The sequence below is a fragment of the Streptococcus pluranimalium genome (assembly GCF_002953735.1).
GTDB lineage: Bacteria > Bacillota > Bacilli > Lactobacillales > Streptococcaceae > Streptococcus > Streptococcus pluranimalium.
Window position 1 is genome coordinate 1,294,927 of record NZ_CP025536.1, and the last position, 13,435, is coordinate 1,308,361.

The following is a 13,435-nucleotide window of genomic DNA, read 5'->3' on the forward strand; positions in this document are numbered from 1 at the left end:
TCAGATAAATTCTGATATAGGTCAATCAAACAAACAAGGCAACAGTTTTTGAAATACTGTTGTATTTCAAAACCATCTAACGATGAATGAGCTAACATTAAACTTTACCTGTTACTATAGAACCTAAACTACTTTAAGCGCCTTTTGACTTTCCAGATACTAGCACCTAGGGCCGGTAAGGTGAAACTGATCGTTTGGTCATAATCCTTCCACTTAGTTTTTACTATTTTTTGAGGTGAATTTCCTTTAGTCCAAGTTCCTCCATAAATCTCAAGTTCTGTATTAATGACTTCTTCGTAGATACCTGCAAGTGGGACACCAACCGTATAATTTCGCCTTTCAACTGGGGTCATATTGAAAATCCCAAGGAGGAGTTCACCTTTTTTACTTTGTCTTGCAAAGGTCAAAACCGTTTCTTCTTTGTTATCAGCATCAATAATATCTATCCCATCGTAGGAATCATCAATCTGCCAAAGCGCCTTGTGGTCTTTATAAAAACGATTGAGTTGACTGGTGAAAAATTGCATTTTTTGGTTGAGGGGATCTTCAAGATTTTGCCATTCGAGTTGCTCATGTGACTTCCATTCTAAAAATTGGCCAAATTCTGAACCCATGAAAAGTAATTTTTTACCAGGATGGAAAATCTGATAAGCATAAAGATTACGGAGTCCAGCAAATTGGTTATAGCGGTCCCCCCACATCTTGTGCATCATGCTTTTCTTGCCATGAACCACTTCATCATGTGAGAATGGTAGAATGTAATTTTCCTTAAAGCAATACATAAAACTGAAAGTGACTAAGTCAAAATCATTTTTACGATGAATAGGGTCCTCTTCATAGAATCTGAGGATATCATTCATCCATCCCATATTCCACTTATAGTCAAAACCGAGACCTCCCTCATCAACAGGCTTAGTGATGGGAATGGTCGAAGAAGATTCCTCAGCAATCAACATGACATTAGGATGATAACTTTTCACTACTTGAGTCATTTTTTTCAGAAAGGCAATTCCTTCAAGATTACGATTATCACCATATTTGTTAGGTGTCCATGGTCCTTGATCAAAATCTCGATAGAGCATATTGGTCACAGCATCAACCCTAATACCATCAATATGGAAAGCTTCAATCCAATAGAGAATGGAAGAAATCAAGAAGGATTGAACTTGATTTTTACCGAGATCAAAGTTAAGTGCCCCCCAACCAACATTTCGTGCTCGATCTGGATCTTGGTATTCAAAAGTTGGTGTGCCGTCATAGTATGCCAAGGCATCATCATTCTGCGTAAAATGACCTGGTACCCAATCGACAATGACACCTATATTGTGTAGGTGACAGGCTTCTACAAAATCTTTGAAGGCTTCAGGGGTGCCGTAAGAATGCTCAAAAGCGAAGTATCCCATCAGCTGATAGCCCCAACTCATCCCCAAAGGATGTGCCATTAAAGGGAGAAATTCAACATGCGTATAATTCATCTCGACCAGGTAGGGAATGAGTTCTTCTCGCAGTCGTTCAAACGTATAAGGATTCCCAGACTCATCCGTCTTCCAAGAACCAGCATGTACTTCATATATATTGACCGGTCTTTCTTGGAAGCCAAAACGTTTTCGGCGTCCCATCCACAAGCCATCTTTCCACTTCCTAGTCACCGCTTTTTGTAAAATAGCTCCTGTACTGGGGCGATTTTCAAGATAGCGAGCAAAAGGGTCAATCTTTTCAAGAACCTGTCCTCCTTGCCTTTGGACTAAAACCTTGTAAATCTGACCTGCCTGAGCATATGGGCTATGTCCCTCCCAAACTCCTGATTCATGACGTTTTAACGGTAACGGAAAATCATACCAACCTGTAAAATCACCAATAATCTTGACATTTTCAGCATTTGGTGCCCAAACCCTAAAATAATAGCCCGTTTGAGCTTCTTCAAGAGCCTCATGCGCACCTAAAAAATCTTGTAAATGATAATTTTCTCCTATACCCAAGGTATAAAGATGCCCATCTCTATCCATAGCACCTCCCTCTCTTATAAAAAACTAAAATTCTGAATTATCTGTCATTTTTTGCTAAAAAATATATGATTGTCAGTCTACCTAAGAACTCACCAAGAAAATAACTATCTTAAAAAAACAAAAATACCCCTATGCTAATATAGGGGTATTAGTGTCTGTCAAAGATCCAACAAAACAAATATATGATAGCGATATCATGACTGTTTTATAGTTTAAATTAGTATATCATACTTTTGGTCTTTTGTTATTGAAATATTCAAATTTTTTTCATTAGTATTGAGAATGATTCGGTAATTTTGATTCCCAGCCATTGTATAACTAATATAGCCAGACGCTGGAAGAGCTGTCTCAATATAGATATGACGCCTAATGTCGCTGAAATTTGTCCAAGAAAATGCTTTATCCCTTGTTTTCAAAAAAATTAACTGCCGAACAAAGTTAACAGTCTCCTTGTGATAAGTCACTAACTCCCAATCAATCTGATTAACAAAATCAGGGGCATTGTAAGAATTCATAGCATGTTGTAAATCCTGAGGAGTGAGTTCTCCTTCTGCACCAGTTCTAACCAACTTCGTTCTTAAAAACTCTTGACCAATCTGCATAAAGCACATACCTTGGGATAAGAGGTTGATCGCCGTTGCTAGTTGAACGCGTTTGATATGTACGCTTTGATCATCCGCTGGATGCAAGATCCATAAAAGATCATTTAGATTGTAATTATCATGAGCTTCTACATAGTTTAAAACTTGATTTGGAGCGATGTAATCCACTAACTCATCACTGCCTAAAATAGCTTTAGCCACTATGTCTTCTGTCGCTGCTCCAGATACAAAGCCATGCGTCAGTTCACCATAAACTTCAGCTCCTTTAATGGCATCGCGTTGATTATCATTAAAAAATCCAATTCCTGGCATTTTTGATGCATTAGCCTTTATGGCCTTATCTTCAGGCATGAGACCTTGCCCCATATCCCAGCCTTCACCATATACAAGGATTCTAGGATCGATAGTATCAATCATCTCTCGAATCATTGTCATTGTCTCAACATCATGAATTCCCATCAGATCAAAACGGAAACCGTCAATATTATAGGCTTCAATCCAGTAACGAATAGAATCCAACATATATTTTCGGAACATCTCTTTTTCACTAGCCGTTTCGTTACCAACACCCGTTCCGTTCTGGAAAGTACCATCAGGATTCATTCGGTAATAGTAATCTGGTACAGTTAGCTGAAAGGCAGAGTCAACATTAGAGAAGGTATGGTTATAGACTACATCCATAATCACACCAATCCCTGCATCATGATAGGTCTGGATCAGTTGTTTTAACTCATGAATACGTGATAAAGGTTCATGAGGGTTGCTAGAGAAACTAGCTTCTGGGACATTATAATTTTCAGGGTCATAACCCCAATTGTAAGCATAATCACCATTATCATCGAAGGTTTGATGATGATCAAAAATAGGTTGCAGTTGAATATAAGATGTCCCCAACTCCTTAAGATAGTCAAAACCTGTCTTGTCACCAAAGCGATTAGTGGTCCCTTTTTCAATGGCTCCTAAATATTTCCCCCGATGCTCTTCTCGTACTCCAGAAGAAGGTGATTTTGTAAAATCACGAATATGCATTTCAGTAATAACAGCTTGGTTCGGATTCTCTATTCGCCAATGAGCCTCTTGCCCATGTTTAACACTAAATCCTTCTGGCGACATCAGCTCAGGATCAATGATAATAGATCTACAACCATTAGCTGTTGTAGCTGTCGAATAAGGATCTCTGGTATCCGAGAAAGTTCTTCTGCGATGATAAACACGGTAAACGTAAGCCCTATAGTTTAAATCATCAGTCACTGTCAGCTGCCAAACACCTTGCGTATTTTCTTGATGATTTTCTAAATCTCGACCCGTTCCACGGTGCATCATCATAACCTGATCCACACTGGCTGTTTCCGAAGTAGAATGATACAAAACAAGTTCAACTTTTTCAGCAGTAGGTGCCCAAAGCCTAAAGCTTGTAGCTCCTTTACTATATTTAGCACCAAGCCAACCATCAAAGCCCCACTCTTTATCGAAAGCCTTGGCGTTTATTGCCATATCAAAGCCACGTATTTTTCGTCTAGCGTAATATTTGCTGGCTACTGCAGCTTGCCTTGAGTAATAGAGCGTCTCATCACCATCAACAATCCAAACTTCAGTCTTACTAGCACCCGCTAGCTTATTAATGCAATATTCTAAGCTTTTATAAGTCCAGTTTTGATTTTTGGCCATGACATAAACATGATGCTGATGAGGCAGTGCATCAAATTCTAAAATGGCAACAGCCCCAAAACTATCATACCGTAAAAACTGAGCCTCTCGGCCCCATTCATTATCAAGCCATCGCCACAAGCTCAGGTCAAAATAATTCCCTTGGCGGCGATGATAATGAACAATCACTGTATTTTTCGTTTTACAAATGTTCATCGATACCTTCTTGCTCCTCAAAATCTTCCACTTCATGCGTAAATTTCTGTGCAATAGCTTCCATAGCCAAATCTTCTGTATTAAGCATCATCGCATCATCAGAAATTTCATCCGTATTGGCAAAGAAGGTAATATGGTTCTTTAAATTTTTAAGTTTTATTGGAGCATCGCCACCATATTCTCCATCCAGATTAATCATCATCCGCTGGTGACTTTGTGGCTCTATGGTTAATTCGTTTGTTTTTATATACTCGATTAGAGGGTGGTCAATATGTTTACCACCTTGTAAAACTAGACGAATGAGATGAATGATTTCAAATAAGTTAGCTGTTTTTACAACGATGAGTGTGAATTTTCCATCATCTAATTTTGCATCAGGTGCGATCGTTTCAAATCCGCCAACTGAGTTAGTGATGGCTGCAAAAATCATAGAAGCTTGGCCTTCAAAAACACCATGGTCATGTATGATTTTCACCTGACTATTACGAACACGTGGTAGGAGCTCAACTCCCTTGGCTAAGTAAGCTAAATAACCAAAAATCGTTTTTAATTGGCTCGGTACACTATAAGTTAGTTCTGTCAAAGTTCCAGCTGCTGCAATATTAATGAAATACTTATCTGTCTCAGCTAGTCCAATATCCATTTTTAGGGTTTGATTTTTACCGATTAATTCTGCTGCTTTTACAGGATTACTACGAGGGATTTTTAAAGCTCTAGCAAAATCATTAGTTGTTCCTGTCGGAATAATAGCCATTTTGGGACGCTTTTCAAGGGGAGCGATACCAGAAACAACTTCATTGATAGTGCCATCACCACCTGCTGCAATCACCAAATCAAACCCTGCTTTAGCTGCACGGTAAGCCTCATCCCGAGCTGAATTGGGCTTTGCAGTTGTTCTAAAAGCAGAGGTTTCATAGCCATAACCTTCTAAAATATCTAACACTTTAGCCACGTTTTTTTTCATGATTTCTTGACCTGAAGTTGGGTTATAAATCAAACGCGCTCTTTTTTGTTTTGTCATACGTTCTCCTTCATTTTACAAAGCACTTAACCACTCTTCTGATTCAATACGAATCCCCAAAGTTCTAGCCTTTTCAAGCTTACTACCAGCATCAGCTCCAGCAATGAGCAAGTCAGTCTTTTTAGAGACAGAACCAGTAACTTTAGCTCCCAAAACTTCTAATTTTTCTTTAGCTTCGTTTCGCGTTAGTTGTTCTAATTTTCCAGTTAAGACCACTGTCATACCTGATAATTGAGCATCTTTGGAGACTTTTTTTCCAAGATAGTCTAGGTTGACACCGGCTTCTTCTAGTTCTTTCAAGAGGACAACTGCCTCGTCTTTAGCAAAATAGCTATGCACTGACTCAGCAATAACAGTTCCCAAACCATCAATTGCCGCGATTGCTTCTTCTGGGGCTTGTGCCAAATGAGGAATTGTGCCAAATTCTTCCAACATGAGACGACTAGCTTTAGCACCAACATGACGAATACCTAAACCAAATAATAATTTATCAGCTGAATTGGCTTTTGAATTCTGAATAGCTTGGTAGAGTTTTTCTGCGGATTTCTCCTTGATATTTGGCAGGGTTAACAGGTCATCAATAGAGATTTGGTAAATATCAGCGACATCTTTTACCAACTGTGCTGCATACAGCTTTTCAACAACTGATGGTCCTAAACCAGAAATATTCATGGCATTTCGACTTGAGAAGTGTTCTAAACTTCGCTGAATGAGATTTGGGCAGAGTGGATTGATACAACGAAGAGCTACTTCTTCTTTCAAGTGCACCAAGTCACTGGCACACGATGGGCAAACTGTTGGAATAGGCAATGGTTCTTGATGGGTTCGTTTGTCCATATTAACACGTAAAACAGCAGGGATAATATCCCCAGCCTTATAGACAATAACAGAATCACCAATACGGATATCCTTTTCACTAATATAATCTACATTATGCAAGGTAGCCCGACTAACTGTTGTACCTGCTAGTTTAACTGGGGTTAAATTAGCTGTTGGAGTAACGACACCTGTACGCCCAACCGTCCAATCAACGGATAAAAGCTGAGCTTCTTTTTCCTCGGCAGGAAACTTATAGGCAATCGCCCACTTAGGTGCTTTAACCGTAAAACCTAATTCCTCCTGAATATGCAAATCATTAACCTTGATGACAATCCCATCAATATCATAAGGAAGCTGATCGCGATGTTCTTGAACATTTTGAATAAAGCTCCAAATCTCATCCATAGAGGAGCTGATAAAGCGTTCTTGATTAACTGAAAAGCCAAGCGAAGACAGATGACTAAGTACCTCTTCTTGAGTATCCTGCTGACTAGGACTAGCTTCTTGATAAAGAAAGGTCGCTAGATTACGTTTGGAAACAATACTTGTATCCAACTGACGCAAAGTACCAGCTGCTGCATTTCTAGGATTAGCAAACTCTGTTTCACCATTTTCTTGGCGCTCTAGATTAATAGAGGCAAAAGAGGCTCTGGGTAAATAAGCCTCTCCTCTAACTGTTATGTCAATGGCTTGTTCTAATTGTAGCGGAATATCTTTAACTCGTTTGAGATTTTCAGTGATGTTTTCGCCGATAGTTCCATCACCACGCGTCGAACCAGTCACCAAGCTACCATTTTGATAGGTCAAAGAAATCGATAAACCATCGATTTTTAATTCGGCAACATAGCTAGCTTTGGGGAATTCCTTTTTAACACGTGCATCAAAAAAATCTAACTCTTCTCTTGAAAAGGCATCTTGTAAACTATAAAGAGGATAAATATGCTGATATTTTTCAAAACCCGATAAAATAAGACCGCCCACACGATGAGTTGGGCTATTTTCTTGAATAAACTCTGGATACTGTTTCTCCAAATCAACTAATTCTCGATAAACCTTGTCATAGTCGGCATCAGAGACAGACGGACTGTCTTGCGTGTAATATTCTTTAGCATATTGGTTGAGCTTTTCAACCAATTCTTTCATACGTTTTTCCATATTTCTATTTTAGCATAAGTCATAAACTTTTTTGCGATTAGATTGATTGAAAATGGCAAATAAAAAAACTATCCGGAGATAGCTTTGTTAGTCTAGATAGTTAAGTCAATACGTTTAGCAATACTACTAATAACTAGTGACCCAATCAATAAAGAAGCCAACTCTCCAATCCCCGTTGTGAACCAGGTTAAGAAGAATGGTGCCTGAGCAACTATTTTCAACTCAAGAGCTACAGTGAACATTGATGCAGCAAAGAAGAATGAAAAATAGAAAAAGGCTTTATTAAAGAGACCGTTAACCATTGTTTCTTGTTGATACTTTTTAAAGAGGTAAACACCTAAAGTTACAAAGACTAAGGTAGAACCACCTCCGACAACTACATCCACCATGCCAAAACTATAGAAGTTTGCAATCATACATCCTAATGTTACTGCAAGGATATACTTGGGATTGTAAAAGACTAAAAAGTTAAGCATCTCAGAGACACGAAACTGATAGGCACCGTAGGATATGGCATTAAGTGGGGGAGTGATGGTTAACACGACATATAGCGCAGCTACTAAGGCAATATGAACGTAATCACGAGTTGTTAAATCTTTCATTTTTTCTCCTTTAACGGTTATACCGTATATAATATGCTTGGTGAAAGGAAAGTAAGCACCAAGGGTTGCCTAAACAACTCCTTTAGTTTATCACATCAGGTGTGAAAATGATAGAGTTTTTTTATAAAAAGGTGTAAAAACCTTGTCATCTGTCATAAGTTTTGTTAGAATGGAATGGTTAATAACTATGGCAAGCAAATTGCTATGGCAGAAAGGAACCATTAACAATGAAAAAAGATATCCATCCTAACTACCGTCCAGTTGTTTTCCTAGATACAACTACTGGTTACCAATTTATCAGCGGTTCAACTAAAGAAAGTAACGAAACTGTTGAAGTTGACGGTACAACTTACCCACTTATCCGTGTCGAAATCTCTTCTGATTCACACCCATTCTACACTGGTCGTCAAAAATTCACACAAGCAGACGGACGTGTGGACCGTTTCAACAAAAAATACGGTCTCAAAGACGCAAACGCTGCAGAATAATCCAGCTTTACAACAACCACTTTCATCAGATGAAAGTGGTTTTTTTTATCCTCCCATTCTTAATGCCAACCACCTATCCTATCTATTTTTATCAGCTGAAACAAGAATAAGACAAAAACACCTCAGAAAAATATTGCTGAATGATAATACTTTTCTAAGGTGTTTTTTTGATATAATCTCATATTTTCTATAATGTTACATTTAGGCATGTATGAAGGAAAAGGTAAAAATCTATGCTCCTGTTCTTTACATAAAACCTTTAGCTTACGCACTACAGTTGACAATGAGAACAAAAAAGCAGTTCCTAATTCCGAAACTGCTTTTAAAAAGTTTTTGGAGATACTAACTATTAGTGTGCCAACATTTCTTGGGCTACTTCGTGACCTGACAAGTCAGTTGGGTAGTAAGTTGGCCAGTTTTCAAGTTCTTCAATGAGTGCTTCTTGACTCTCTCCACCAAAGTAAATGTGGAAATGCCCGGCTTTATTTGGACGAATATCATGGTCAGAGAATTGGACATACTTGAATTGTCCAGCATCTTTATCATCAGTTTCAAACAAGAAACGAACCCCACGATTTCCTTTTTCGTAGTTCAAGATTTCATAACCAACATATTTGTACTTGTATTTATGTGATTCACCTTTTTGGATGAATTCCATGGTCATTTTCTTACCATCAATATTGATTTGTTCAACATCTGTTTTATATCCAGTTGTATAGTAGTCTTTATATTCCTTTGCTGACATTTCTGGATTTTTCTTAGACTTGTAATCAAAGACTTCATCTAAAGTACCATCTTGAAGCAATTGGTAAACAGATTGCCACTTCCCTGTCCAGTCTGACAATTTACGGTCTTTGATTTGACTATCTTTAAAGTATCCGTTATAAACTGTCTTTTCAACACCTTTTTCTGGTTCAATATCTTTTCCAGCTTTATCCGTTGTTTTTTGAAGTGCTTTAAGGTTTTTTTCCATTACTGTAATGTAGTTTTCACCTTTTTTCATCTGTTTAGATGTTAAGCTTTCTAAAGGATTTAAAACAGCCGTCTTAACACCTACCTCATCAGCAAGTGTTTTTGATACTTTAGAAGAGGCATTTTCTTCAAAATAAATATAATTGATATCGTATTTCTTAACGTATTTTGAGAGTTGAGCAAGTCGTTTTGCTGATGGCTCTGCTTCAGCTGATACGCCAGTGATAGGGACTTGGTTCAATCCGTAGTCAAGAGCAAGGTAGCCAAAGGCAGAATGCTGTGTTACAAAACTCTTTTGTTTGGCATCTGTCAGTGCATCTCTATATTTTTTATCAAGATCAGAAAGTTTTTTATTATAGCTTTCGGCATTTTTCTTGAAAGTATCTGCTTTTTCTGGGAATTTTTCAGACAAGTCATTGGCGATATTGGTTACAAGGATCTGAGAACGTTCTGGCGATAACCAAACATGTGGGTCGAATTCATGCGTGTGACCTTCTTCATCGTGATCGTGGTCATGATCATGACCACCGCCACCCATTAGAAGCATGTCACCAGTTGCTTTGATGAAATTCTCTCCTTTATTATCAAGAGATTTCTTAACCTTTGGTACCCATGTTTCCATATTGTCATCATCATAAACAAAGGCATCAGCTTTTTGAATTTTAGAAATATCTTTAGTTGATGGCTCAAAATCATGTGCTTCTGTCCCTGCTTTAATCAAAAGACTGACATTGCCTTCATCACCAACAACTTGTTTGGTAAATTCATACATGGGATAGAAAGAAGCAATAACTTCAATATCCTTGTCATCTGCTTGAGCTGGTTGGCTGTGAGCAGCAAGACCTAGCGAAAATAAACTAAGCAATCCTAGCGAGAGAATGGATTTCTTTTTCATTTCTAACTCCTTTTTCTTAACTGGTTTAGTTTTTATATTACCGGTTAAGTATACCAAACTAAAAATAAATGTCAATAAAAAAATATTATTTTTTTACTCAGCTCTTTCTTTGAAAGCTAAAATCAAAAATCCCTCTAGAGATTAACTCTAAAGAGATTCTAAATCATAGCTCATCAGCCAATTGATTAATCTTCCTTAAACGATGGTTAACACCACTCTTGGTCAAGGGAAAATCTAAACTGTCAGCAATTTGTTGCATCGAAAAATCAGGATTAGCAATACGAACTTGGGCAATCTGCTGTAGTTCTAATGGCAAAGTATCTAAACCAACGGTATCCATAATTTTAATAATATTGTTAATCGTCTTCATGCTAGCACTAATGGTTTTAGCAATATTAGCTGTTTCTGCATTATTGGCTCGGTTGATGTCATTTCTAGCTTCACGATAGACTTTTACTTCTTCGTAACTTTCTTTAGCTGCTTCTGCGCCAACTAAGATAAGAAAATCCATGATGTCTTCTGCCTTTTGAAGATAGGTCACCGTACCATTTTTGTGCTCTATAATTTTAGCTTCCAAAAGGAATTTTTGCATCAGGCGTAACAAATCCTCCGCATGATCTTGATAGACGGAAAAGATTTCTAACTGGTAACGCCCTGATTCGGGATCTCTAATGGTCCCAGTTGCTAAAAAGGCTCCTCTTAGATAAGCTCTTCCTAAATCATCGTCTTCTAAAATCATCGGATTAACGCCTGTTTCAAAGCCAAAAAAGGAATCTGCCAATTGTAAATCTGCCATAATCGCATTAACATCTTGCTCAACAAAAACATTGTAAACGCGATTCTTACGAAGGTTTGTCTTTTGGTGGTATTTAATTTCAGGATGAATCCCGTAATGGCATTCAAAGAGAGAATAAATATGACGAGCTATCTTAGCATTTTCACTGGTGATTGATAGGGTTAAGCCCTGTCCTGTTAAGCCGATACTACCAGACATCTTGATGATGGCTGACAGTTCTTCTTTATTCTTAGGCGATTGCGTTAATATTTCTTCTTTAACAGTTGTTGTAAAACTCATAGGTATCTAGTCCTCACTAAATCCATTAATTCTTCAACCACTAGTTCACCTTGGTGAAAGGCACCGCCATTTTCCAATCGAAGGAAATTAGACGAAATCACTCGCTTGGCATTATTCCTAAGCCCTTTAAAATCATGCTCAACCTGAACCAAATACTCGTCAAACTGATTACTTTCCATATAATCTTGCGGAACCGGTTCAATATTGACCAAAACAGTGTCAATAACATCAATGCCTAAATGGCGATTGAGAACGGCTAGGTGATCCGCATCAGTAAAATGTTCTGTCTCACCAGACTGGGTCATGATATTGCAAACATAGGCGACCTCTGCTTTTGTTTCCACTAAGGCTTGACGAATCTCTGGGATGACCAGATTAGGTAAGATAGAGGTAAAAAGCGAGCCAGGTCCAAGCACAATCATATCACTTTCCATGATGGCTTCGACCACTTTTGGACTGGCTGTTGGGATATCATCGTTGTAAGTGTTGGTGACATAGACATGATCAATCATGCCGTCGTATTCTGAGATGTGACTTTCTCCGATAACTTCGTGCCCATCCTTAAAGACAGCATGTAGTGTCAATGGGGTGACACTTGACGGGTAAATTTTACCTGTTGTGTGAAAAAACTGTGTCAAAGCCTGCATAGCATTATAGGTAGATCCTTCCATCTCAGAAACACCTGCGATGATTAAATTCCCAAGTGGATGTCCTGCTAGCATGCCATCATTTTCATTAAAGCGATACTGGAAAAGCTCTTCGTAAAACTTGGGCATGTCACTCATGGCTACTAGTACATTTCGTAAGTCACCTGGTGGTGTCAACTGCATAGCAGAGCGTAGTTTTCCTGATGATCCCCCATCGTCAGCTACTGTGACAACCGCTGTGATATCAACATGTTGATGACGTAGTGATTTGAGAATAACAGGAATCCCTGTTCCACCGCCTATAACTGTTATTTTGGGTTTTCTCATGATCGGTTCACCGTTTCCTTACGTCGATCTTTATCACGATGACTTTCATTGACAGGCCAATTATTTAAAAGATCAGTAGATAGACGATGAGCAAAAGCAACGCTACGATGTTGCCCCCCAGTACAACCAATCGCGATAGTTAGGACTGATTTTCCTTCTCGCTGGTAGCCTGGCAAAATCGGTTCAATCAAATGAATCAAGCGCTGGTAGAAATCTTCTGAAGCTTCTTGAGACATCACATAATCGTAAACCGGCTTATCTAGTCCCGTCTGCTCTCTGAGCTCCACTTGGTAATAAGGATTTGGCAAAAAACGGACATCAAAAACCAAATCAGCATCCAGAGGCAGGCCGTACTTGAAGCCAAAGCTCATGATTTCGATACGGAAACCTGTTTTTTCTGCATTTTTAGCAAATTGGTCTGAAATTTCTTTGCGAAGATTGCGTGGGGTTAATTCTGTTGTATCAACAACATTTTGGCTGAGATTTTTCAGAGGTGCTAAGAGTTCACGCTCTAGGGTAATCCCATCTAAGACACGACCATCTGCAGCTAAAGGATGACTGCGACGCGTTTCTTTATAGCGTGACACCAACTCACCATCCGTTGCATCCAAGAAAAGAATCTTGAAATCAATGGCCTCATTACTCTCCAAATTGTCAAGAATCGTTGTGATTTCTTTGAAAAAGAGACGACTTCGCATATCGACCACAACAGCAACTCGGCTAGTATCTTCTGACTGTTCTACCAGCTCTAAAAACTTAGGTAAGAGGGCTGGCGGCATATTGTCCATGGTGAAGTATCCTAAATCCTCAAAAGACTGGATGGCTACGGTCTTTCCGGCACCACTCATCCCCGTTACAACAACGAGATCGATTTTATTTTCAGTCATAGCTTTCCTCCTTTTCGTTTGTATTATTATATCAAATTTTGCAAGTTTTTCAGCCTTTCCCATACTATTATCAAGA

General features: G+C 38.6%; 10 protein-coding genes and 1 riboswitch. Of the genes, 1 reads left to right on the top strand and 9 read right to left on the bottom strand.

Going from position 1 to position 13,435, the window contains the following annotated elements; all coding sequences use genetic code 11:
• Nucleotides 1-128: 128 nt before the first annotated feature.
• The 5 genes from glgB to C0J00_RS06655 all read right to left on the bottom strand — a co-directional run bounded on the left by glgB (nt 129) and on the right by C0J00_RS06655 (nt 8,068).
• Nucleotides 129-2,006 carry a 1,4-alpha-glucan branching protein GlgB gene (gene glgB / locus C0J00_RS06635; protein WP_104968130.1) on the bottom strand — a complete coding sequence of 626 codons (1,878 nt, stop codon included), beginning with the start codon at nt 2,004-2,006 and terminating at the stop codon, nt 129-131.
• A 212-nt stretch (nt 2,007-2,218) separates the two neighbouring features.
• The gene (pulA, locus tag C0J00_RS06640) at nt 2,219-4,471 is read right to left on the bottom strand and encodes a type I pullulanase (RefSeq protein ID WP_104968131.1); all 2,253 of its coding nucleotides are present in this window, start codon (nt 4,469-4,471) and stop codon (nt 2,219-2,221) included.
• Entirely contained in the window at nt 4,458-5,492 is a 1,035-nt protein-coding gene (locus C0J00_RS06645; protein ID WP_104968132.1) for a diacylglycerol kinase family lipid kinase, read from the bottom strand. Before C0J00_RS06645 ends, pulA begins: the two co-directional genes overlap by 14 nt.
• Nucleotides 5,493-5,507: 15 nt before the next feature.
• Nucleotides 5,508-7,466 (bottom strand): NAD-dependent DNA ligase LigA, encoded by a 1,959-nt coding sequence (gene ligA, locus C0J00_RS06650; RefSeq protein WP_104968133.1) that lies wholly within the window; start codon nt 7,464-7,466, stop codon nt 5,508-5,510.
• A 92-nt stretch (nt 7,467-7,558) separates the two neighbouring features.
• Complete coding sequence (locus C0J00_RS06655) at nt 7,559-8,068, bottom strand: QueT transporter family protein (protein ID WP_104968134.1); 510 nt, start codon at nt 8,066-8,068, stop codon at nt 7,559-7,561.
• Nucleotides 8,066-8,163, bottom strand: a riboswitch (PreQ1 riboswitch). Its footprint overlaps the gene before it by 3 nt.
• Before the next feature lie 132 nt (nt 8,164-8,295).
• Here C0J00_RS06655 and C0J00_RS06660 point away from each other — a divergent pair.
• Nucleotides 8,296-8,556: a type B 50S ribosomal protein L31 gene (locus tag C0J00_RS06660; protein ID WP_104968135.1), complete on the top strand. Its 261-nt coding sequence runs from the start codon at nt 8,296-8,298 to the stop codon at nt 8,554-8,556.
• Nucleotides 8,557-8,905: 349 nt separating this feature from the next.
• Here the strand turns inward: C0J00_RS06660 and C0J00_RS06665 are convergent, their stop codons facing one another.
• The 4 genes from C0J00_RS06665 to rapZ form a co-directional block, all read right to left on the bottom strand.
• On the bottom strand, nt 8,906-10,423 hold the full coding sequence (locus C0J00_RS06665; RefSeq protein ID WP_104968136.1) for a zinc ABC transporter substrate-binding protein AdcA: 1,518 nt from the start codon (nt 10,421-10,423) through the stop codon (nt 8,906-8,908).
• 163 nt (nt 10,424-10,586) lie between these two features.
• Nucleotides 10,587-11,498 (bottom strand): DNA-binding protein WhiA, encoded by a 912-nt coding sequence (gene whiA / locus C0J00_RS06670; RefSeq protein ID WP_104968137.1) that lies wholly within the window; start codon nt 11,496-11,498, stop codon nt 10,587-10,589.
• Complete coding sequence (locus C0J00_RS06675; protein ID WP_104968138.1) at nt 11,495-12,472, bottom strand: YvcK family protein; 978 nt, start codon at nt 12,470-12,472, stop codon at nt 11,495-11,497. Before C0J00_RS06675 ends, whiA begins: the two co-directional genes overlap by 4 nt.
• Entirely contained in the window at nt 12,469-13,359 is an 891-nt protein-coding gene (gene rapZ / locus C0J00_RS06680; RefSeq protein ID WP_104968139.1) for an RNase adapter RapZ, read from the bottom strand. The genes C0J00_RS06675 and rapZ overlap by 4 nt, the downstream gene beginning before the upstream one ends.
• Nucleotides 13,360-13,435: the final 76 nt, after the last annotated feature.